This window comes from Devosia sp. Soil_C_22, from assembly GCF_057657195.1.
Genome location: NZ_JBDGIY010000002.1, coordinates 574,193 through 595,937 on the forward strand (window position 1 = coordinate 574,193; position 21,745 = coordinate 595,937).

Annotated in this window: 22 protein-coding genes and 1 tRNA gene; 17 read left to right on the forward strand and 6 right to left on the reverse strand. The window is 65.6% G+C overall.

What is annotated here, in order from left to right:
• Positions 1–9 precede the first annotated feature (9 nt).
• Genes kdpA through AC3A6I_RS19875 form a run of 5 tightly spaced genes read left to right on the forward strand, consistent with a single transcriptional unit; the run spans position 10 to position 7,731 of the window.
• On the forward strand, positions 10–1,719 hold the full coding sequence (gene kdpA, locus AC3A6I_RS19855) for a potassium-transporting ATPase subunit KdpA (protein WP_487545599.1): 1,710 nt from the start codon (positions 10–12) through the stop codon (positions 1,717–1,719).
• A gap of 6 nt (positions 1,720–1,725) precedes the next feature.
• Positions 1,726–3,774, forward strand: a complete 2,049-nt coding sequence (kdpB, locus tag AC3A6I_RS19860) for a potassium-transporting ATPase subunit KdpB (protein ID WP_487545600.1) — start codon at positions 1,726–1,728, stop codon at positions 3,772–3,774.
• Between the two features lie 8 nt (positions 3,775–3,782).
• On the forward strand, positions 3,783–4,361 hold the full coding sequence (kdpC, locus tag AC3A6I_RS19865) for a potassium-transporting ATPase subunit KdpC (protein ID WP_487545601.1): 579 nt from the start codon (positions 3,783–3,785) through the stop codon (positions 4,359–4,361).
• Positions 4,361–7,051: a DUF4118 domain-containing protein gene (locus tag AC3A6I_RS19870; RefSeq protein ID WP_487545602.1), complete on the forward strand. Its 2,691-nt coding sequence runs from the start codon at positions 4,361–4,363 to the stop codon at positions 7,049–7,051. The genes kdpC and AC3A6I_RS19870 overlap by 1 nt, the downstream gene beginning before the upstream one ends.
• A complete protein-coding gene (locus AC3A6I_RS19875) occupies positions 7,048–7,731 on the forward strand; it encodes a response regulator (RefSeq protein ID WP_487545603.1) in 684 nt (227 codons plus the stop codon). The genes AC3A6I_RS19870 and AC3A6I_RS19875 overlap by 4 nt, the downstream gene beginning before the upstream one ends.
• 86 nt (positions 7,732–7,817) lie before the next feature.
• On the opposite strand, the gene AC3A6I_RS19880 is transcribed toward AC3A6I_RS19875, so the two are convergent.
• Together AC3A6I_RS19880 and AC3A6I_RS19885 are read right to left on the reverse strand one after the other, a co-directional pair.
• A tRNA-Ala gene (locus tag AC3A6I_RS19880) sits at positions 7,818–7,893 on the reverse strand.
• Positions 7,894–8,053: 160 nt separating this feature from the next.
• Positions 8,054–9,091, reverse strand: a complete 1,038-nt coding sequence (locus tag AC3A6I_RS19885) for an SDR family oxidoreductase (RefSeq protein WP_487545604.1) — start codon at positions 9,089–9,091, stop codon at positions 8,054–8,056.
• An 89-nt stretch (positions 9,092–9,180) separates the two neighbouring features.
• Between AC3A6I_RS19885 and AC3A6I_RS19890 the strand changes: the two genes are divergently transcribed.
• Positions 9,181–9,720 (forward strand): TetR/AcrR family transcriptional regulator, encoded by a 540-nt coding sequence (locus AC3A6I_RS19890; protein WP_487545605.1) that lies wholly within the window; start codon positions 9,181–9,183, stop codon positions 9,718–9,720.
• 280 nt (positions 9,721–10,000) lie between these two features.
• On the opposite strand, the gene AC3A6I_RS19895 is transcribed toward AC3A6I_RS19890, so the two are convergent.
• A complete protein-coding gene (locus AC3A6I_RS19895; protein WP_487545606.1) occupies positions 10,001–11,014 on the reverse strand; it encodes a Gfo/Idh/MocA family protein in 1,014 nt (337 codons plus the stop codon).
• A 231-nt stretch (positions 11,015–11,245) separates the two neighbouring features.
• Between AC3A6I_RS19895 and AC3A6I_RS19900 the strand changes: the two genes are divergently transcribed.
• Positions 11,246–11,617: a DUF6152 family protein gene (locus AC3A6I_RS19900; protein WP_487545607.1), complete on the forward strand. Its 372-nt coding sequence runs from the start codon at positions 11,246–11,248 to the stop codon at positions 11,615–11,617.
• Positions 11,618–12,064 carry a hypothetical protein gene (locus AC3A6I_RS19905; RefSeq protein ID WP_487545608.1) on the forward strand — a complete coding sequence of 149 codons (447 nt, stop codon included), beginning with the start codon at positions 11,618–11,620 and terminating at the stop codon, positions 12,062–12,064.
• Positions 12,065–12,304: 240 nt separating this feature from the next.
• Here AC3A6I_RS19905 and AC3A6I_RS19910 read toward each other — a convergent pair whose 3' ends face one another.
• Positions 12,305–13,498, reverse strand: a complete 1,194-nt coding sequence (locus tag AC3A6I_RS19910) for a BaiN/RdsA family NAD(P)/FAD-dependent oxidoreductase (protein WP_487545609.1) — start codon at positions 13,496–13,498, stop codon at positions 12,305–12,307.
• Positions 13,499–13,912: 414 nt separating this feature from the next.
• Between AC3A6I_RS19910 and AC3A6I_RS19915 the strand changes: the two genes are divergently transcribed.
• Both AC3A6I_RS19915 and AC3A6I_RS19920 read left to right on the forward strand, forming a co-directional pair.
• Entirely contained in the window at positions 13,913–14,950 is a 1,038-nt protein-coding gene (locus AC3A6I_RS19915; protein WP_487545610.1) for an aspartate-semialdehyde dehydrogenase, read from the forward strand.
• Between the two features lie 273 nt (positions 14,951–15,223).
• Positions 15,224–16,126: an EamA family transporter gene (locus AC3A6I_RS19920; protein WP_487545611.1), complete on the forward strand. Its 903-nt coding sequence runs from the start codon at positions 15,224–15,226 to the stop codon at positions 16,124–16,126.
• 53 nt (positions 16,127–16,179) lie between these two features.
• Here the strand turns inward: AC3A6I_RS19920 and AC3A6I_RS19925 are convergent, their stop codons facing one another.
• The gene (locus tag AC3A6I_RS19925) at positions 16,180–16,818 is read right to left on the reverse strand and encodes a carbonic anhydrase (RefSeq protein ID WP_487545612.1); all 639 of its coding nucleotides are present in this window, start codon (positions 16,816–16,818) and stop codon (positions 16,180–16,182) included.
• A 73-nt stretch (positions 16,819–16,891) separates the two neighbouring features.
• Between AC3A6I_RS19925 and AC3A6I_RS19930 the strand changes: the two genes are divergently transcribed.
• Complete coding sequence (locus AC3A6I_RS19930) at positions 16,892–17,098, forward strand: DUF1737 domain-containing protein (RefSeq protein WP_487545613.1); 207 nt, start codon at positions 16,892–16,894, stop codon at positions 17,096–17,098.
• Positions 17,099–17,325: 227 nt separating this feature from the next.
• Here the strand turns inward: AC3A6I_RS19930 and AC3A6I_RS19935 are convergent, their stop codons facing one another.
• A complete protein-coding gene (locus tag AC3A6I_RS19935; protein ID WP_487545688.1) occupies positions 17,326–17,901 on the reverse strand; it encodes an NUDIX domain-containing protein in 576 nt (191 codons plus the stop codon).
• A gap of 176 nt (positions 17,902–18,077) precedes the next feature.
• Here AC3A6I_RS19935 and AC3A6I_RS19940 point away from each other — a divergent pair, with 176 nt between their 5' ends.
• The 6 genes from AC3A6I_RS19940 (at position 18,078) to AC3A6I_RS19965 (ending at position 21,740) form a co-directional block, all read left to right on the forward strand.
• The gene (locus AC3A6I_RS19940; protein ID WP_487545614.1) at positions 18,078–18,311 is read left to right on the forward strand and encodes a hypothetical protein; all 234 of its coding nucleotides are present in this window, start codon (positions 18,078–18,080) and stop codon (positions 18,309–18,311) included.
• Between the two features lie 108 nt (positions 18,312–18,419).
• On the forward strand, positions 18,420–18,806 hold the full coding sequence (sdhC, locus tag AC3A6I_RS19945; RefSeq protein ID WP_487545615.1) for a succinate dehydrogenase, cytochrome b556 subunit: 387 nt from the start codon (positions 18,420–18,422) through the stop codon (positions 18,804–18,806).
• Positions 18,803–19,195 carry a succinate dehydrogenase, hydrophobic membrane anchor protein gene (gene sdhD, locus AC3A6I_RS19950; protein ID WP_487545616.1) on the forward strand — a complete coding sequence of 131 codons (393 nt, stop codon included), beginning with the start codon at positions 18,803–18,805 and terminating at the stop codon, positions 19,193–19,195. Before sdhC ends, sdhD begins: the two co-directional genes overlap by 4 nt.
• A 3-nt stretch (positions 19,196–19,198) precedes the next feature.
• Positions 19,199–21,010 (forward strand): succinate dehydrogenase flavoprotein subunit, encoded by a 1,812-nt coding sequence (gene sdhA, locus AC3A6I_RS19955; protein ID WP_487545617.1) that lies wholly within the window; start codon positions 19,199–19,201, stop codon positions 21,008–21,010.
• A complete protein-coding gene (locus tag AC3A6I_RS19960) occupies positions 21,010–21,453 on the forward strand; it encodes a DUF3052 domain-containing protein (RefSeq protein ID WP_487545618.1) in 444 nt (147 codons plus the stop codon). The genes sdhA and AC3A6I_RS19960 overlap by 1 nt, the downstream gene beginning before the upstream one ends.
• The gene (locus tag AC3A6I_RS19965) at positions 21,450–21,740 is read left to right on the forward strand and encodes a hypothetical protein (RefSeq protein WP_487545619.1); all 291 of its coding nucleotides are present in this window, start codon (positions 21,450–21,452) and stop codon (positions 21,738–21,740) included. Before AC3A6I_RS19960 ends, AC3A6I_RS19965 begins: the two co-directional genes overlap by 4 nt.
• Positions 21,741–21,745 lie beyond the last annotated feature (5 nt).

Here is a 21,745-nt window from a genome sequence, read left to right on the forward strand (position 1 = left end):
AGAATTTCGATGACCCTGATGGGATGGCTGCAGATCGGCCTGATGGCCGGTGCGGTCGCGCTGGTGGTCAAGCCACTCGGTATCTACATGGCGCGCGTCTTCTCTGGCGAGCGGACGTTCATGACGCCCGCGCTCCGTCCGGTCGAGCGCATCTTCTACGGCACTTCCGGCGTTGATCGCGACAGGGAGCAGGGCTGGCTTGGCTACACGCTCGCCATGCTGGCCTTCTCGATTGCCGGCTTCGTGTCGCTCTACCTGATCCTGCGCTTTCAGGACCTGCTGCCGCTGAACCCGCTGGGCTTTGCCGGCGTCGCGCCGGATCTCGCCTTCAATACGGCGGCAAGCTTCGTCACCAACACCAACTGGCAGTCCTATGCGGGCGAAGCCACGATGAGCAATCTCAGCCAGATGGCCGGGCTTGCCGTGCAGAACTTCGTCTCGGGCGCTACCGGCATCGCGCTAGCCATGGCGCTGACCCGCGCCTTCGTGCGCTCGGCCGGCACCACGGTGGGCAACTTCTGGGTCGATCTGACCCGGGCCATACTCTACGTGCTGCTGCCCATCGCCGTTATCATCACCATTGCTTTCATGGCGCTCGGCCTGCCGCAGACGCTCGATGGCTCGGTGACGGCGACGACGCTCGAGGGCACGCAGCAGACCATGGCGCTGGGGCCGATCGCGAGCCAGGAGGCGATCAAGCAACTGGGCACCAATGGCGGCGGCTTCTTTAATGCCAATGCGGCCCATCCGTTCGAGAATCCCAACGTCATCAGCAGCTTCATCAATGTCTTCGCCATGCTGATGGTCAGCGCGGCGCTGGTCTACAGCTTTGGCAATATGGTCCGGAACAGGCGCCAGGGCTGGGCCATCCTGGTGACCATGGGCATCCTGCTGTTCACCGGCATCGGCGTCATCTACTGGGCCGAGACTGCGGGCAATCCGATCTTCACCAGCTTCGGGCTCGACGCCGCCATGGGCAACATGGAAGGCAAGGAGGTCCGCTTCGGCCAGGCCGCCACGGCTCTCTATGCGGGCGTCACCACAGGCGTGTCGAATGGCGGCGTCAATGGCATGCTGGGTTCGTTCACCGGGCTTGGCGGGCTGGTGCCGATGTTCCTCATCCAGCTCGGCGAGATCCTGCCGGGCGGCGTTGGATCGGGCCTTTACGGCATCCTGGTGTTCTCGGTCCTCGCCGTGTTCGTCGCCGGCCTGATGGTCGGCCGCACGCCCGAGTTCGTGGGCAAGAAGATCGAAGCGCGCGAGATGAAATACGCCATGTTGGCGGTGCTCGTCCTGCCGCTCTCCATCCTGGGCTTCACCGCCATCTCGGCCGTGCTGCCCTTTGCCGTGACCTCGATCGGTACAGCCGGCCCGCATGGGTTGAGCGAGATCCTCTATGCCTTCACCTCGGCGACCGGCAATAACGGTTCCGCGTTCGGCGGGCTCTCGGCTAATACGCCCTGGTTCAACACCACGCTGGGCATCGCCATGTTGCTCGGTCGCTTCGCCTATGTCGTGCCGGTAATGGCGATGGCGGGCTCGCTCGTCGCGAAGACCCGGGTGCCGGCCTCGTCAGGTACCTTTCCCACCGACCGGCCGCTGTTCGTCGGCCTGCTGATCGGCATCATCCTCATCATGGGCGGCCTTCAGTTCTTCCCCGCGCTCGCCCTCGGCCCCATCGTCGAGCACTTCCTGATGCTCGCCGGCCAGACCTTCTGAGTTGAAATGGCTACCAAAGCAAAATCCCTCCCCATCCTCGCTCCGGCCCTGTTGAGACCGGCGCTCGCTGGCGCGTTCAGAAAGCTCGATCCGCGCCAGATGGTGCGCAATCCGGTGATCTTCGTCACCGAGATCGTGGCGCTGGTCGTGTCGATCCTGTTCGTCCGCGACGTCGTGATCGGCGACGGCGAAGCCGTGTTCTCGGGCCAGATCGCCGTCTGGCTATGGTTCACGGTGCTGTTCGCCACCTTCGCCGAGGCCGTAGCGGAAGGTCGCGGCAAGGCGCAGGCCGACAGTCTGAGGCGCACTAAATCTCAGCTCGTCGCCAAGCGGCTCACGTCCGGCGAGGGCGCGGCGTACGACACCATCCCTGCTACCGAACTCCGGGTGGGCAATGTCGTCCTGGTCGAGGCCGGCGACATGATCCCCGGCGACGGTGAAGTGATCGAAGGCGTCGCCTCGGTCAACGAGAGCGCCATTACCGGTGAGTCCGCCCCGGTGATCCGCGAGTCGGGTGGCGACCGTTCGGCAGTTACCGGCGGCACGACGGTGCTATCGGACTGGATCAAGGTGCGCATATCGACCATGCCCGGCGAAACATTCGTCGATCGCATGATCGCGCTGATCGAGGGTGCCAAGCGCCAGAAGACGCCGAACGAGATTGCGCTCTCGATCCTTCTGTCGGGCCTGACGCTGGTCTTCCTCATCGCCGTGGCGACGCTCTCGGGGCTGGCCGCCTATTCCGGCACGGTCGTCGGCATCACCGTGCTGGCGGCGCTGCTGGTGACGCTGATCCCGACCACGATCGGTGGCCTGCTGTCGGCCATCGGCATCGCCGGCATGGACAGGCTGATCCGCTTCAATGTCATCGCTACCTCTGGTCGCGCCGTGGAAGCGGCGGGCGATGTCGACACACTCCTGCTCGACAAGACCGGCACGATCACCTTCGGCAACCGCATGGCGACCGAGTTCCTACCCGTGCCGGGGGTCAGCGAGAAGGAGCTCGCCGAGGCAGCCCTGCTGGCCAGCCTCGCTGACGAGACGCCGGAGGGCCGCTCGATCCTGGCTCTCGCCAAGGCCGACTTTGGCTTGGGCGAAAAGGACGTCGCGACCATCGGCGGCACGGCCATCCCATTCACGGCCGAGACCCGGCTCTCGGGAATTGACCTTGGCGGTCGCTCCATTCGCAAGGGTGCCGTCGATGCCGTCCTGCGCTTCGCCAAGGTAGCCGCCGGCTCGGCGCCGCAGGCCTTCACTGTCGCTGTCGATGCCGTCGCACGTACCGGCGGCACGCCGCTCGCCGTGAGCGAGGGCAACAGGCTGCTTGGCGTCGTGCATCTCAAGGATGTGGTCAAGCCTGGCATCAAACAACGCTTCGCCGAGCTTCGCGCCATGGGCATCAAGACGGTGATGGTCACCGGCGACAATCCGATCACTGCGGCGGCGATCGCGTCGGAAGCCGGCGTCGACACCTTCCTCGCCGAGGCCACGCCGGAGCAGAAGCTCGACTATATCCGCAACGAGCAGAAGGGGGGCAGGCTGATCGCCATGGCCGGCGATGGCACCAATGACGCGCCGGCGCTGGCCCAGGCCGATGTCGGCGTTGCGATGCAGACCGGCACGCAGGCGGCGCGCGAGGCAGGCAACATGGTCGACCTCGACTCCTCGCCGACCAAGCTCATCGAGATCGTCAAGATCGGCAAGCAGATCCTGATGACCCGCGGTTCGCTGACCACCTTCTCGATCGCCAATGATGTGGCGAAATACTTCGCCATCATCCCGGCACTGTTCGTGGTAACCTACCCACAGCTCAACGCCCTCAACATCATGGCGCTGAGCTCGCCGAAGTCGGCAATCCTGAGCGCCATCATATTCAACGCGCTGATCATCGTCGCGCTGATCCCGCTGGCGTTGCGCGGCGTCGCCTACAAGGCGGTAGGCGCCGCAGCGTTGCTCCGTCGCAACCTCCTCGTCTACGGCCTCGGCGGCCTGATCGTGCCCTTCATCGGCATCAAGCTCGTCGATCTCGCCGTGTCGGCCCTGCATCTGGTGTGAGGCAGATCATGCTCGAACATACTCGTCCTGCCATCGTCATGATGGCACTCTTTACTCTCCTTCTCGGCCTCGCCTATCCACTGGCGATGACGGGTATCGGCCAGTCGGTCTTTCCGGCCGCCGTTAATGGCAGTCTCATCGTCCGTGACGGGACCGTAGTCGGCTCGGCCCTGATCGGGCAGGGCTTCACGCAGTCCGGCTACTTCTGGCCGCGCCCTTCGGCTGCCGGCGCCGGCTATGACGGCATGGCCTCGTCGGGCTCAAACCTCGGTCCCACGAGCCAGAAGCTGAAGGACCGGACTGCCGAGACAGTCGCGAGACTGCAGGCCGCCGGGATCACCGCTTCGCTCACTGGCGACGCGGCGACAGCGTCAGGTTCGGGACTCGATCCTGACATCTCTCCCACCTATGCTCGCCTGCAGATCACTCGTGTCGCGAAGGCCCGCGGTCTGTCCGAAGACCGGGTGACGACACTGGTCAATCAGCATGTAGAGGGCCCGATGCTGGGCCTTCTCGGCGAGGAGAGGGTCAACGTGCTGAAGCTCAACCTGGCGCTGGACGAGCTCGCGACAACCCCGGCGAACTGATGTCCACGCCCAATACCGAGCGGAGACCCGATCCAGATGCCCTATTGGCGCTCACGGCCGGTGGGCGTGGCAAGCTTACCGTCTTCCTCGGTGCGGCTCCCGGCGTGGGCAAGACCTACGCCATGCTCAATCGCGCCCGGCGGCTGAAGACCGCCGGGATCGACATTGTCATTGGGCTGGTCGAGACGCATGGCCGCGCCGAAACTGCGGCGCTGCTCGAAGGCCTCGAGGTCCTGCCGCGCCGCAAGGTCGAATATCGCGGGCGCGTCCTCGACGAGTTCGATGTCGACGCCGCGCTCGCCCGCAAGCCGCAGATCGCAGTTGTCGACGAGATGGCGCACTCCAACCCCGAAGGCAGCCGCCATCCCAAGCGCTTTCAGGATATCGCCGAGTTGCTCGGCGCTGGCATCGACGTATGGACGGCGCTCAACATCCAGCACCTCGAGAGCCTTTCCGACCTCGTGACCCGCATTTCAGGGGTCGATGTCCGGGAAATCGTCCCTGACATCGCCTTCAAGTCGGCCGATGAGGTGATCCTCGTCGACTTGCCCCCAGCCGAACTGATCGAACGGCTCAAGGAGGGTAAGGTCTACCTGCCCGACAACGCACAGCGGGCCATCGAGGGCTTCTTCCGGCCCGCCAACCTCACCGCGCTGCGCGAGCTCGCCCTGCGTCGCACCGCGGACCTGGTCGACGATCAGATGGTCGACTTCCTGCGCCAGAATGCCATCGAGGGGCCCTGGGCGACGGCGGAACGTCTGCTCGTCCTGGTCGGCGGCGATCCGTTGTCTCAGCGTGTCGTGCACACGGCAAGCCGGCTCGCCTCGGGCCTGAACGCGCCCTGGCTGGCAGTTTCCCTGAGCAAGCCGGATGCTGCCGCCAGACCGGAGGAAACACAGCGACTCGATGAGACCATGCGTCTTGCCGAGCGGCTGGGGGCCGCCACAATGCAGGCCACGGCGGAGGATTTCGTGGCCGAGATCTTGCGCATAGCCCGGCGCCAGAACATTACTCAGATCGTCGTGGGTCGACCGCGCCGATCGCTGTTCGCCCGGCTGGCGCGGCAGGCGCTACCGGACCAGTTGCTCGCGCGGTCAGGGGACATCAACGTGCACGTCGTGTCCGGCGATGATCGGGAGGACGAGGGGGTAGCGAGGACGGTGGGCGCGTTCGTGAGCAGTCGCCCACTGCGCCGCTGGGCGGAGGCTGTCGGCCTCGCCGTTGCCGCTCTGGTGATCGCTACCCTCATCGGCATCTCGCTCACCACCATCGTGCCGTTGCAGAACATCTCGCTGCTTTACCTGCTGGCGGTCATCGTATGCGGCGTGTTCAACGGCCGGATTTCGGCAGTCATCGCGGCGGTACTCTCCTCGCTTGCGTACAACTTCTTCTTCATCGAGCCGCGCAACTCGTTCTCCATAGCCTTGCCGCACGAGGTGTTCGGTCTCGCGGTGTTTCTCGCGGCGGCACTCCTCGGCGGTGAACTCGCCGGGCGAATGCGCGAGCAGACGGAACGGGCGCGACGGCAAGAACGGGCCACCCAGGCGCTGAACGAGTTCAGCCGCAAGCTGTCCGGCTCGGCCCGGCTCGATACCGTGCTGGAGGCGACCACCGCGCATCTCCACGCTACTACGGGCATGGGCGCGGTGCTGCTGCTGCCGGAGCAGTCCGAACTGGTCGTCGGCAGCATCTGGCCACCGGACCTGTCGCTCGACCCCACTGACATGACTGCCGCTCGCTGGGCCTTCGACAAGCGCGAGCCGGCCGGGCGCGCCACCGGCACGCTGCCGCAGATCTCCTGGCAGTTCCGGCCGATCCTGCAGGGGGCCCTTGCCACCGGTGTGCTTGGCCTCCGCCGGGCGGAGACTGACGGACGGATCCTGGCGCACGAGGAGCAACTGATCGCGGGCGTGCTGCAGCAGACAACAGTGGCGATGGACCGCGCCCGGCTCGCCCAGGAAAATATCCGTACGGCGGCGCTCGAAGAGAGCGAGAAGCTCAACGCGGCCTTGTTCTCCTCCCTGTCGCACGACCTCAAGACTCCGCTCGCGACCATCACCGGTGCGGCGAGTACGCTGCGCGAGCTGGGCGGCAAGATGGATCATGAGACGCGCGACGACCTGCTGGGCTCAATCGAGGATGAGGCGTCGCGCCTCGGCCGCTTCGTTTCCAACCTGTTCGACATGACCCGCATCGAGGCAGGCACGCTGAGGCCACGCCGCGAAAGCATCGATGTCGCCGATGCCGTCAACGTGGCCGTCGAGAGGGCTCGCAAGCTCTACCCGGGCCACCAGTTCGAGCTGAGCCTTGCCGCCGACCTGCCGATGGCGCGTGCCGACAGTGCCCTGCTCAACCAGGTGCTGTTCAATCTCATCGACAACGCGTGCAAGTATGGGGGACCAAGCGGACCGGTGGCGCTTTATGCGCGGCGCGAGGGTAGGGAGGTGGTGATCTCGGTGACCGATCAAGGCAAGGGCATTCCGACGGGCGATCTCGAACGCATCTTCGAGAAATTCTACCGCCGCGCCGAGGGCGACGGTCGCGCGGCCGGCACGGGCCTCGGGCTCTCCATCGCCCGTGGCTTCGTCGAAGCGATGGGCGGCAGCATCAAGGCTGAAAGCCCGGCTGCCCGGCGGCGCGGCACGCGCTTCAACATTCGCCTGCCGGCCGACGTGGATGCGAGCCCGTGAGCGAGGGCCGCATCCTGGTTGTCGACGACGAGCCGCAGATCCATCGGTTCCTCGGTCCGGCGCTGACCGCCGCAGGCTATGATCCCCTCGCGGCCCATACCGCCGCCGAAGCGGAGCGGCTCGTCGCCACAGCCGCGCCCGATCTGATGGTGCTCGACCTGGGGTTGCCCGACCGGGACGGCAAGGAGGTCATCCGCTCCCTCCGCGGCTGGTCGAGGCTCCCGATCGTCGTGCTCTCTGCCCGCGACCGGGAGGCAGAAAAGATCGAGGCACTGGATCTCGGCGCCGACGACTACGTGGAAAAGCCCTTCGGCATAGGCGAACTGCTCGCTCGTATCCGCACCGCCTTGCGCCGGCGCGAGCCGGGCACCGTAGCTACCAGCACGTTTCAGATGGATGGCTTCGGGATCGACTTCGTCCGTCGCGTGGTGACGCGTGACGGCGAGCCGGTGCATCTCACGCGCAAGGAATACGACCTGCTCGCCCACATGGCCCGGCATGCCGGCCTCGTCATGACGCACCGGCAGCTGCTCGCGACCGTGTGGGGACCCGCCCATGTCGAAGATGTCCAGTATCTGCGTGTGTTCGTGGGCCAGCTGCGCAGCAAGATCGAAGCAGATCCGGCAAGACCCAGCCTGATCCGAACCGAGCCCGGCATCGGCTACCGCTTTGCCGAATAAGTGTTCGCGCGGGTTGCCAGCAGGCGCCAGATCGGCCTTGTGCCCAGCATGCGAGCCAGACGGCGGATGTCAGGAAAGATCGGAGATGGTGGAGCTGAGGGGAATCGAACCCCTGACCTCATCATTGCGAACGATGCGCTCTCCCAACTGAGCTACAGCCCCGCTCCGATCGGCGGCTTGTTAGCTGATCCTCTCGGTTTGGGCTAGTGATTTTTTGGGCACCGGGCACCCGCCTTATCTCTTACCGCCCGATCTGTCTTCCGTGCCGATTCCGATGTGCGCACGATAGCACTGCCAGTGATGACGGGGACAAATCGCCGCTTCAGATCTTTATCAGGCCGTGCGCGATGGCACTATGGGCGGTGGCCAGAACGGCGTCGCGGGCGGGGATGGTCTGGCGACCGATCAGGGTGCGGCCGGCGCTGCCGTCGAGACGCTTGGGACGGCCAAGCTCGGCGACATTGTCGCGGATCTGGCGGTCGAACAGGCCGGCGAAGCGGATCAGACAGTTGGGCAGTTCGAAGCGCGGTGTCCTGAGGTTGGGCCGGTCGAGGCCGGCGCGGAGGGCCTGCGCGGCTTCGAACAGCGTGATCTCGCTATCGGACAGGATGAAGCGGCGGCCGCCGGCGGCGGGATCGGTCATGGCGGCGACCTGGGCGGCGGCGACGTCGCGGACATCGACCGAGGGCATGGTCATCTTCGGGGCGCCGGGCATGGAGCCATCGAGGAGGCGCAGGACGATCTGGCCGGAGGTGCCGGGATCCTCGTCGAGGAGGGGCCCGAAAATGCCGGCGGGATTGATGACTGAGAGCCGCTCGCGCGCCCCGAACGCCTCGACGATGCGCCAGGCCTCCTGCTCGGCGCGGGTCTTGGACTCCTGGTAGGCCGGCACGTTCGGGCTTTCGAGGTTGGTCCAGTCCGCTTCGGTGAAGACGCGGTCGGACTCGGCTTCGTGGCCATAGGCGATGGCGGCGATCGAGGAGGTGAGGACGATGCGCTCGATGCCGGCCGCCAGCGCGGCATTCAGCGCGCGGCTGGTGCCTTCGACGGCGGGGCGGATCAGCTCGTTGCGGTCCCTGGGCTGTTCGATGACGAAGGGCGAAGCGACGTGCTGGAGGTAACGCACGCCCTCGACGGCGGCCTGCCAGCCGGCGTCGGAGAGGAGGTCGAGCTCAACGAGCTCGAGGCGGGAGAGGTCGGCGCCATGGGCGGCGAGCGTCTTTCTGACCTTGTCGGCCTTCTTCAGGCTGCGGACCGAGCCGCGCACGGTGTAGCCGGCGCGCAGCAGTTCGAGGGCGACGTGGCCGCCGAGAAAACCGGAAATGCCGGTGACGAGAACGCGGTCGGATGTGGTAGGCATCGGATGTCCCTCTGGAGCAGAATTGAACGAAATGTACGAGTACCGTTCAATTCGTTCAATAGGGACTCGAGATTCTTTTTGAGGCGAATGTGGCGGAAGCGGAGAAGCGGGCGGAGATCCTGTGGGCGGCACGGCAGCTGGCGCTGCGGCACGGCCTGAGCGGAGTGACCATGGAGGCGATCGCCAAGGAGGCGCGCGTCGCCAAGCCTACGCTCTACAAGTATTACGGGGATAGATCGGCGGTGTTCTCGGCGTTGGTCACCGACCTGTTGGTGGAGCTGCACGGCAAATTCAGCGCCGCGCTCAACGGCCCGGGTACGACGAGCGAGCGGATCGCGGCGGCGCTGGTGGCAAAATATGCGGCGGTGACCGAGTTCATGGCCGGTTCGCCGCATGCCGACGAGCTCTACAACGAGCACGATCTGCTGACGGCTCCACAGGTGACCGTGGCCGAAGCGGAGGCCGATGCGGCGGTGGTGCGAGTGCTGCGCGAGGGCGGGGTGAAAGACGCCGAGGCGGTGGCACGAGTACTGATCGGCGGCGCGTACGGGATCTTTCGCAAGGCACGGGCGGGCGAGGAGATCGGGCCGCCAGTGCGGATGCTGGTGGAGCGGGTAGTGGGGGCATGAGGTAGAAGGTAGAAGGTAGAAGGTAGAAGGTAGAAGGTAGAAGGTAGAAGGTGGCTGCCTGGCTTCGTTGGGGCCTCTCCTCGTAGGGGAAAGGGGCTCGCTTCGGACGCAATTGCCTGCCGGATCATCCCCGCGAAAGCGGGGATCTCCGTTTTAGTGCACGCGCCCAAACAGAGGTTCCCGCCTTCGCGGGAATGACTCCGTGCAAGTGGCATCTCCGTGGGGCAGTCCCCGTTGATCCTTCCCAAGGGCGGGGGATCCACGGAGGGCCGGCGTAGCCTCAGACCTTGGCCCAGGCGCCGGTTTTCTCGCTTTCGTAGACGGCGTCGATGACGCGCATGGTCTTGATGGCATCTTCGACGCCCCATTCGAGCGGCTTGTTATCGAGGATGGCGCGGCAGAAGGCGTTGGCCTGCTCGGTATACTGGTCGCAGGGGGCGATGATCTCGCGGCGGCTGAGATTGCCGCTGACGTCGTAGTCGCGGTCGACGAGAATGGCGGTAGCGCTGCCGGCGTCGGGGGTGAAGGGGACGAGGAGCTCGAGGCGGCCCTTCGAACCCAAGATTTCCAACGACTGGCCGAGATTGGTCTGGGTGGAGCAGATGAAGCTCGCCTGGCGGCCATTGCCGAAATCGAGCATGGCGGAGGCGAGGCGGTCGGTCTTCAGGGCCGGATCGCGATCGACCAGCGAGACGGCGCGCAACGGCTCGGCGTCGAACATGTAGCGCGCCGCGGTGATCGGGTAGCAGCCGATATCGTAGATGCCGCCACCGCCGATATCGACCTGGTTGCGCACGTTGGTGGGGTCGGTGAGGAAGTAGGTGAAGGTGCCACGCACGGCGCGCAGCTCGCCCAGCTCGCCCGAGCGGATGATCTCGCGGGCGCGGGCCCATTGCGGGTGGAAGCGCACCATGAAGGCTTCGTAGAACACGATACCGGGCGGAAGCTGGCGCAGCTGCTCCGCCTCCCTGGCATTGAGCGCAATGGGTTTTTCGCACAGCACGTGCTTGCCGGCGCGGGCGGCGGCGAGGGTCATCTCGACGTGAAGATGATTGGGCAGCGGGTTGTAGATGGCGTCGACATTGGGGTCGGCGAACAGGGCTTCGTAGGAGCCGTGGGCAGTGGCCTTGCCGGTCAGGCCGAGCTCGGCGATGTACGCGTTGGCCTTGTCGAGATCACGCGAAGCGACGGCGACGACCTCGCTGTAGGGCGACTTCAGGATCGCCGGTGTGACCTTCTTGAGCCCGATATTGGCGGTGCTGAGGATGCCCCAGCGGATCTTCTTTTCGGCCATTGCTGCCTCCGTTCGAGTGGTCGCGCTTTCGAACCGGAAAAGTCAAAGCGCTCCAGAGTGCCGGGAACCTAGCGGAAGGGCAGGAGCGCTGCCATAGGCCTCGTGATCGGATGAATGGGTCATTGACGGCGGATGAACAAAAGCGTGACGGCCATCCCGAAAATCGCCGCTGGATTGCCACGCCGATGAACGGCTAGGGTGGCGCCAGGAGAGAGAACCGAGGAGGAAACGATGCGGTTTCGGACTCTGGCACTGAGCGCGCTGCTGGCGCTCGCACCCGTGAGCGCGGCGCTGGCCCATCATGGCTGGACGTGGACGGCGGATGGGTTCTTCGAGCTGACCGGGATCGTCAAGGCGGTCTATGTCGGCAACCCGCACGCCACGATCGACCTCGATGTCGAGGGCGTGGTGTGGCGGGTGGAACTGGCGCCGCCGGGCCCGACCCAGGCGGCCGGCTTCACCGAGACGACGGTTGCGCCCGGCGACGAGATCACCGCCATCGGCAACCGCTCGCTCGATGCCAACGAAACGCGGATGAAGGCGGTGCGCGTGGTGGTCGACGGGACCAACTACGACGTCTACCCGGCGCGGGCGCCGAACTAGTTGGAAACCCTGCTGCTTGCGATCGAGCAATCGGCGCCGGCAGCGGCGCTGAGGCTGTCGTTTTTTGCCTATCCGGTGGTGAATGCGCTGCATATCCTCGCCATCGGCGCGCTGGTGACGAGCGTGGCGTTCATGGATTTTCGGGTGCTGGGGGCGTTCCGCTCGCTGCCGGAAGAGCCGTTCACGCGGTTGATGCGGCGCGTCGCGATCGGCGCGTTCATCGTGGCGCTGGTCGCGGGGCTGGCGCTGTTTTCCGTGCGGGCCAGGGAATACGCGGCGATGCCGCTGTTCTGGGTGAAGATGGCGGTGGTGGGGGTCGCCGGGGTGAATGCGGTGGCGTTCGCTCTGGTGCGCGGGGTCGGCGTGAAGCGGGTGCTGGCGGGGGTGTCGCTGGGGCTGTGGGGCGCGGCGGTGCTGGCGGGGCGGTTTTTGGGGTTCGTGTTGTAGGAGGCGGGCGCCCGCACGGGAAGATACCCCCCCACCCTATCCCTCCCCCGCAAGGGGGGAGATGACCCTGTGGCGATTGCCTTCGTTCCACCAACACCGGCGTTTGCTAGAGCGTCTCCCTCCCCCTTGCGGGGAGGGGACAGGGGTGGGGGTATCTGTCTGAGCCGGCGCGTGTGGCCGCCCCCTCCACCGGCTTCGCCGGTCCCCCTCCCCCGCCGTGCGGGGGAGGATCAAGAGCGGCTACGCCGCTTGCCCCGCAGCCCAGCCGGAGGCCCAGGCCCATTGGAAGTTGTAGCCGCCGAGCCAGCCGGTGACGTCGACGGCTTCGCCGATGAAGTAGAGGCCGGGGACGGTGCGGGCGGCCATCGTGGTCGAGTCGAGGCTGGCGGTGTCGATGCCGCCCAGGGTGACTTCGGCGGTGCGGTAGCCTTCCGAGCCGGTGGGCTTGATGGTCCAGCGGCGGAGCGCGTCCTCGATCTTTTGGAATGACTTGTCGCTCATGTCGCCGAGCATGCCAGTGATGCCGATGTCTTCGGCCAACATCTGGGCGAGGCGCTTCGCCAGGTGGTTCGAGAGGACGGTCTGGAGGTGGTTCTTGGGAGTTTCGGCACGCGCTTGGCGCAGGATGTCGCCGAGATCGCCATTGGGGAAGAGGTCGATGACGATGGCGTCGCCTTCCCGCCAGTAGCTCGAAATCTGGAGGACCGCGGGGCCGGAAAGGCCGCGGTGGGTGAAGAGCATGGCTTCATCGAAGCTGCGCTTCCCGACGGAGATGCGGGTGGGGTCGACGGCGATGCCGGAGAGTGGCGCAAGCTTTTCGAGGATGCGGGGCTCGAAGGTGAGGGGGACGAGGGCAGGGCGGGTTGGCGTGACGGCGAGGCCGAACTGGGTGGCGAGCTGGTAGGCGAGACCGGTGGCGCCCATTTTCGGTATCGACTTGCCGCCGGTGGCGACGATCAGGGCGCCGGCGGTGAAGCTCGCATCCTCGGCGTTGACGGTGAAGATGCCATCGGCGTGCGTGACGTTCTCGATGATGGTTTCGAGGCGGAGGGTGGCGCCGGCCTTGCGCAGCTCGCTCAGCAGCAGGTTGACGATCTGCTGGCTCGAGCCATCGCAGAAGAGCTGGCCGAGGGTCTTTTCGTGGAAGGGGATCGAGTAGCTGTCGACGAGCGCGATGAAATGGTCGGGCGTGTAACGGGCCAGCGCCGAGAGGGCGAAACGCGGGTTCTGGCTGAGGAAGCGGTCGCGGCCGGCTTTGGTGGTGGCGTTGATGTTGGTGAAGTTGCAGCGGCCGCCGCCGGAGATGCGGATCTTCTCGCCGGCATTCTTGGCGTGATCGAGCACCAGCACCTTGCGGCCGCGCTTGCCGGCCTCGATGGCGGCCATGAGGCCGGCGGCGCCGGCGCCGAGGACGATGATGTCGTGTTGGGTCATGCGGGTGGGATTACACCGGGTGGGCGGCGCTGGATAGGGTGGCTCGTGTGGCCCCACCCCCTCCGAGCTGCGCTAGTTCGCTGACGCTCACAAGCTACGCTTGCCTCCCCCATCAAGGGGGAGGTGGGTGGGTGGACGGGAAATAGGAGTTGTCCTATTGCCCGTTGACTATTTGCGATTTCGGCGTAGAAACGCCGGGCCGTTCAGCAAGGATACTTCGCGTGCGCGTGGATCGGGACTTGGGTGCGATGACGAAGGTGGCCACGGCCGCCCGCTTCGCCACGGCAACCAAAACTACCAAAACCCCCTGAGCCGATCCCCGGGCCTCTCCCGCCGGGGAGCGGCCGGAGCTGTTAGCCGCCGGGCGTGGATGCGCCGGTGCGGGGGGACCTGAGGCAAAGAGGACTTTCCAAAATGGGTTATCGCGTCGCGGTGGTTGGTGCCACGGGCAATGTCGGGCGTGAGATGCTGAACATCCTCGCCGAGCGCAAGTTTCCGGCGTCGGAAGTGATCGCGCTGGCTTCGGCCCGGTCGCAGGGCCAGGAGATCAGCTTCGGCGACAAGCGGCTCAAGGTGCAGAACCTCGAGAATTTCGATTTCACCGGCGTCGATTTCGCGCTGATGTCGGCGGGCTCGTCGGTCGCCAAGGAGTATGGCGAAAAGATCGGCAAGACCGGTTGCATCGTGGTCGATAATTCGAGCTTCTGGCGCTACCACGCCGACGTGCCGCTGGTGGTGCCGGAAGTGAACGCGCATGTGCTCGACGAGTACATGGCGCGCAACGACCGCAAGAATATCATCGCCAACCCGAACTGCTCGACCGCGCAGCTGGTGGTGGCGCTGAAGCCGCTGCATGACCTCGCCCAGATCAAGCGCGTGGTGGTGGCGACCTACCAGTCGGTTTCGGGCGCGGGCAAGGAAGGCGTCGACGAGCTGTGGGCGCAGACCAAGGGCATCTTCGTCAATGACAGCCCCACGCCGAAGAAGTTCACCAAGCAGATCGCCTTCAACGTCATCCCGCATATCGATGTGTTCATGGAGGACGGCTACACCAAGGAAGAGTGGAAGATGGTCGCCGAGACCAAGAAAATCCTCGATCCCAAGATCAAGGTGACGGCGACCTGCGTGCGGGTGCCAGTGTTCGTGGGACACTCGGAAGCGGTGAACCTCGAGTTCGTCAACCCGATCACCGCCGACGAGGCGCGCGATGCGCTGCGCGAGGCGCCGGGGATTTCGGTGATCGACAAGCGCGAGGCCGGTGGCTACGCGACGCCGATCGAGGCGGTGGGCGAGTACGACACCTATGTTTCGCGCATTCGCGAGGACGTGACGGTGGAAAACGGGCTGGCGCTGTGGGTGGTGAGCGACAACCTGCGCAAGGGCGCGGCGCTCAACACGGTGCAGATCCTCGAGACGCTGATCGAGCGGGATCTGGTAAAGAAGGCGGCTTGAGCAGGGCCGGTTGAGAGCTTAGCCGCCCCCTCCACCGCCTACGGCGGTCCCCCTCCCCCGCCACGCGGGGGAGGATCAAGAGCGGGCTTCGCCCGCACCCCTCATCCGCCCTTCGGGCACCTTCTCCCGCAAGGGGGAGAAGGCGTTCACCGCAGCATCTCAGTCGGGGACTCCCTTCTCCCCTTGTGGGAGAAGGTGGCGCGGAGCGCCGGATGAGGGGATCGCATCGCGACAGCGATGTGCGCGCCACACGGCGCGGCAATGGAGTAATCTATGCCTACCCGTCACATCCTGCTCGCCCTTGCCGTTGCCTTTGTCTGGGGCCTGAGTTTCGTGGCCATCAGCTGGGGGGTGGAGGAGGTGCCGCCGCTGTTGCTGACGGCGCTGCGCTATGTGTTTGCGGCACTGCCGGCGGTGTTTTTCGTGAAGCGGCCGGCGGTGAGCTGGGGGTTGCTGGTTGGCTATGGGCTGGCGATCGGGGTGGGGCAGTTCGGGCTCTTGTTCGTCGCGATCAAGCTCGGGATGCCGGCTGGGCTGGCGTCGCTGGTGATCCAGCTGCAGGTGTTCTTCACCATCTTTCTCGCGCTGGTGTTTTTTGGTGAGCGGCCGGGCTGGGCGCAACTCGTTGGGGCAGGGGTGGCGCTGGCCGGGATCGGGGTGATCGGGGTCGAGCGGCTCGAGGGGGCGGCACTGCTGCCGCTGGCCCTGACCATTATTGCCGCCGGGTGCTGGGGGCTGGGCAACATGGTGGGGAAGGCGGCCGGGCGGATCGACATGCTCGGCTTTGTCGTGTGGTCGGCGCTGGTGCCGCCGATTCCGCTGCTGCTGGCCTCGCTGGTGCTCGATGGCCCGGGAGCGATCCCGCTGGCGCTGTCGCAGCTGACGTGGCGCGGGATCGGGTCGATCGCCTTCATGGCGTATCTGGCGACGCTGTTCGGGTTCGGCGCCTGGGCCTGGCTGCTGAGCCGCTATCCGGCGAGCCGGGTGTCGCCCTTCGCGCTGTTCGTGCCGGTGGCGGGAATCGGCAGCGCGGCGTTGCTGCTGGGCGAGGCGATCACGCCGATGGAGGTGGCGGGCAGCGTGCTGGTATTCGTGGGGCTGCTGGTCAACGTGTTCGGGGCGCGACTGATGAGAAGGCCCCCTCACCCTGGCTCTGCTACGTCGCTGCGCTCCTAGCGGCGCCACCCTCTCCCCGACGGGGCGAAGGGACGGGCGGCGAGATCGAGTCCCTAGATCTCGGGACGATAGAAGTCGCCGTCGTCGTTCATGATCCAGAGCTCGCCGGTCGAGATGTCGAACCAGGCGCCGTGAATGGCGATCTTGCCTTCGTCCTCGAGTTTTTTGACGTAGGGGAAGGTGCGCAGGTTGTCGATCGAATGACGGATCGAGAAGCGCTCCAGCATAGTCTGGCGCTCCTTGTCGGTGAGGAGGGTATATTTGCTTACCGCCTCGGAGACCGGCGCCAGCATGTTCATCCATTTGCCGATGAAATCGCCCTGGGCGAGTGGCGGGCCGGCGGGGTTGAGCGCAGCGCGGATGCCGCCGCAGCGGCCGTGACCCATCACCACGATGTTCTTCACCTTGAGCGCGACGACGGCGAACTCGATGGCCGCCGAGGTGCCGTGCTGGCCGGCATCGGGCTGGAAGGTAGGCACCAGATTGGCCACGTTGCGCAGCACGAACAGCTCTCCGGGACCGGCATTGAAGATCGTCTCGGGGGCGGCGCGACTATCGCAACAGGCAATAATCAGGGTGGTCGGCGACTGGCCTTTATCGGCCAATTCCCGGTAACGGCCCTGCTCGGGGTCGTAACGGTCGGACATGAACGACTTGTAGCCGTCGAGCAAAAATGCTGGAAACCGTTCCATACCGCAGCGATTAGCGGTTCATTGAAGCAATTTCAATCTGCTCAGAAGAGCATGCGCGGGGGCGCTACGCACAATGTTGATCTACAGATTCCTCTCGGGCGAGGACGATTCCGCCTTTTGCCACAAGGTTACGAAGGCCCTGAGCGAGGGTTGGCAGCTCCACGGTTCTGCCAGCTATGCGTATGACGCAATGAACAAAAAGATGAAGTGCGGGCAGGCGGTGACCAAGGTCGTGCCCGAACAGCCGTATGATCCGGACAAGAAGCTCGTCGACTACTGACGGGGCAACTCGGGGCAGGGGCCGCAAGGCCCGCCTTCTGCGGAGGCCGGCGCGTGGGGCTCCACCCCCTCCGAGCTGCGCTAAGGTCGCTGTGCGAACCAAGCTACGCTTGCCTCCCCCATCAAAGGGGGAGGTGGGGCCGGTGGGTGGGGCCGCCCCCTCCACCGCCTTTGGCGGTCCCCCTCCCCCGTGAACGGGGGAGGATCACGGAGAGGCCGGTGTGATGGCTAGAGGATGCCCGCCAGCCTGACGTGCTGCAGCAGCATGATGGTTTTGGCGTCGGCGATTTCGCCGGTGGGGATCATGCTGAGGGCCGCGTCGATGTCGAGTTCGAGGACCTCGATGTCCTCGCCTTCGTCGACGAGGCCGCCGCCGGCGGAGATCTTCGTCGTCGCGTCATATTCGGCGATGAAGAGCGAGAGCTTTTCGGTGACCGAGCCGGGGCTCATATAGGCGGCCATGACCAGCTCGACATCGTGGACGCGGTAGCCGGATTCTTCCTCGGCTTCCTTCTTGGCGGTGGTGACGGGGTCGTCGCCGTCGAGCTTGCCGGCCACCACCTCGATGAGCCAGCCGGGCTCGCCATGGCTGTAGACCGGGAAGCGGAACTGGCGGGTGAGGATGACGGTGCGCTGGGCCCGGTTGTAGAGCAGGATGCCGGCGCCATCGCCGCGATCGTAGGTCTCGCGCACCTGGCGCTGCCACTCGCCGTTCGAGCGCATGAGCTCGATGGTGGTCTTCTTGACCGTGCCCCAGTTGTTGGAGAGCAGCTCCTCGTCGATGACTTTGACCCGCTCGCGCACCACAAACTCTTTCAAAATCGGACCGCCTGGAACCGCAGGAGATGACACGCGTTGCTGAACCGAATGTGAATACCGGCTTCACGGCGAGGCCAGAGGGCCGGTGTTATTCACGACGCCAAGCAGCGGACCCCGAACGTCTCCAGACCTCCACGGGGCGCCCGCAACAGGACGAAAGAATGGACAGACTCGTAAGCGGCATCGTCAGTGTCATCGCATTCCTCGCGATCAATGGCGGCCTCGTGCGGGGTGTACAGGATGACGAGCAATTGCGCTCCGAAGCCGAGCTTTCGTCCACCACACCGGTCGCGTCAGGCCATCGCAGCGAGCGTGTGCTAAGCCTTGTGCTGGCACTCGAGGCGCTGCGGGCCGCGCCGGATGTGCTCACTCCCGGCAGCGCGACGAAAGGGTAGCGCCGCCCGGATATGAGCCTTTGACGTTCGCGGTGCTCGCCGTTAGAAGTCTCGAACAATTCCAAACTGGACGCCCGGCCCTCCCGGCGGGCGGGGCGCGAGACAAGTATGGCTCCTTCTACACGGCCGCTTTCGCCGCATCTGTCGATCTATCGCTTCACCCTCACCATGACTATGTCGATCGTGCACCGTGCGACCGGCATTGCGCTCTATGGCGGCACGCTGCTGCTGGTGCTGTGGCTGGTGGCGGCGGCGTTCGGCGGCGGCTTCTTCGACTTCGTGGTCTGGCTGTTCGGCAGCTGGTTCGGCCAACTGGTGCTGTTCGGCTATACCTGGGTGCTGTTCCACCACATGCTGGGCGGCATCCGCCACTTCGTGTGGGACGCCACCAAGGCGATGGATCCGATGGGGCGCGAGCTGATCGTGCGGCTCCAGCTCGGCGCCTCGATCCTGTTGACGCTCATCGTCTGGGCAATCTTCGTGTGGTTCAAATGAGTGTTTCCAGGCCGACGCAGGCGCAGATCCAGACGCCCTCGACCCATTACGGCAATGCCAAGGCCTCGACCCGGCACTTCGTGCTGCAGCGGGTGACCGGCGCGATCAACATCGTGTTCGCGCTGTTCATCATCTGGTTCGTGGTGAGCCTCGCCGGCAAGGCGCCGGCCGAGATGATCGAGCTGGCGCGCAACCCGTTCGTCGCGATCGGGCTGGCGCTGCTGGTGGTCAACGTGTCGCTGCACATGCGCAACGGCATGCGCGACACGATCGAGGACTATTTCGACAAGGGCGAGCATAGCTGGGCCATGCTCGCCAACAATGTCTTCGTCGCCTTCTTCGTCGTGGTGGCGCTGGGCGCCATCGCCAAGCTTGTTTTCTGGGGTTAGCGCATGGCCGCTTACGAGATCATCGACCACGAATTCGACGTGGTCATAGTCGGTGCGGGCGGCGCCGGATTGCGCGCGACCCTCGGCATGGCCGAGCAGGGGCTGAACACGGCCTGCATCACCAAGGTGTTTCCGACGCGCTCGCACACCGTCGCGGCGCAGGGCGGCATCGCGGCTTCGCTGAGCAACATGGGCCCGGACAGCTGGCAGTGGCACATGTACGACACCGTGAAGGGGTCGGACTGGCTGGGCGACAACGACGCGATGGAATATCTGGCGCGCGAGGCGCCGGCGGCGATCTACGAGCTCGAGCACTACGGCGTGCCGTTTTCGCGCACGGAAGAGGGCAAGATCTACCAGCGGCCGTTCGGCGGCCACATGACCGAGTTCGGCGATGGCCCGCCGGTGCAGCGCACCTGCGCGGCGGCGGACCGGACCGGCCACGCCATTCTCCACACGCTCTACGGCCAATCGCTGCGCAACAACGCGCAGTTCTTCATCGAGTATTTTGCGCTCGACCTGATCATGGGCGCGGACGGCTCGTGCCAGGGCGTGATGGCATGGAAGCTCGATGACGGCACCCTGCACCGGTTCCGCGCCAAGCTCGTGGTGCTGGCGACCGGCGGTTATGGGCGCTCGTATTTCTCGGCGACGTCGGCGCATACCTGCACCGGTGACGGTAATGGCATGGTGGCGCGGGCCGGGCTGCCGCTGCAGGACATGGAGTTCGTGCAGTTCCACCCGACCGGCGTCTATGGCGCGGGGGTGCTGATCACCGAGGGGGCGCGTGGCGAGGGCGGCTACCTGACCAACTCGGAGGGCGAGCGCTTCATGGAGCGTTATGCGCCCAACGCCAAGGACCTCGCCTCGCGCGACGTGGTTTCGCGCTGCATGACGATCGAAATCCGCGAGGGGCGAGGCGTGGGACCGAAGAAGGACCACATCTTCCTCCATCTCGACCATCTCGACCCCAAAGTGCTGCATGAGCGGCTGCCGGGCATCACCGAGAGCGCCAAGATTTTTGCCGGCGTCGACCTGACGCGCGAGCCGATCCCGGTGCTGCCGACGGTGCATTACAACATGGGCGGCATCCCCGCGAACTATCACGGCGAGGTGCTGTCGCCGGTGGAAGGCGATCCGGACCGCGTGGTGCCGGGGCTGATGGCGGCGGGCGAGGCGGCTTGCGCCTCGGTGCATGGCGCCAACCGGCTAGGCTCGAACTCGCTGACCGACCTTGTGGTGTTTGGACGCGCGGCGGCCTTGCGCGCGGCCAAGGTGGTGGACAAGGGCGCGATGGTGCCGGCAGTGGTGAAGTCGGAGGATGACCGCATCCTTGCGCGCTTCGACCGGCTGCGCCACGCCAATGGCAACTCGCCGACCGCCGTGGTGCGCGACAAGATGCAGCGCATCATGCAGGAAGACGCCGCGGTGTTCCGGACCTCGGAATCGCTGAAGTCGGGCGCCGAGCGGATTTCGGCGCTGTGGCGCGAGATGGACGACCTCAAGGTCACCGACCGCTCGATGATCTGGAACTCGGACCTGGTGGAAACGCTGGAGCTCGAGAACCTTATGGCCTGCGCGGCGACCACGGTGGTCTCGGCCGAGGCTCGGCATGAAAGCCGAGGCGCCCATGCGCACGAGGACTTTCCGAACCGCGACGATGCCGAGTGGCGCAAGCATACGCTGAGCTGGATCGATACCAAGACCGGCGCGGTGACGCTGGGCTATCGGCCGGTGCACGTGGACCCGCTGACGCCGGAGAGCGAGGGCGGGATCGAGCTCAAGAAGATCGCACCGAAGGCTCGGGTGTACTGATGTCGTCAGGGCCCGGCTATTCCGGCACGCCGTTGCCGCAGAAGCTTGGGCTCAAGGATGGGCAGCGGGTGTTGCTTGTCGGGACGCCCAAGGACGAGTTTGTTGACCAACTTCGCTATGCTGCCAAGTTCGCCGAACGGGCCGAAATCGAGTGGGATCGGCTCGAGCGTGAGCCGTTCGTCTACGAGTATATCCACGGCTTCACGGCATCACGGGCGGTGCTCGAGGCGAACGCCAAGCACCTTATGACTAAGATCGTGCCGGATGGGATGATCTGGATTTCGTGGCCGAAGAAGGCGAGCAAGGTGCCGACCGATATCACCGAGGATGTGATCCGTGAGGTGGTGCTGCCGATCGGGCTGGTGGATGTGAAGGTGGCGGCGGTGTCCGACGTGTGGTCGGGGCTGAAGCTGGTGATCCGGAAGGAATTGCGGGGCAAATGACGCGAGTGATCGTGGCGCTGGTGGCGCTCGGAATGCTGACGGGCGGAGCGATGGCGGCGGCGCCGTCGGCCGAGCAGAAGGCCGATTTCTACAAGACCTGCATGGGGATCGCGTCGGACGAGGCGCTGTGCTCGTGCAAGGCGGACGCGGCGATGACGCTGATCGATGCCGAGTTCATGGCGATGGTGATCGCCTCGATGAAGGGCAAGTCGCCGCCGGCCGGCGAGTATGCGGCCTATAACGTGTACGTCGCCAAGTCGAACCAGGTCTGCAAGCCGAACTACTGAGGTGC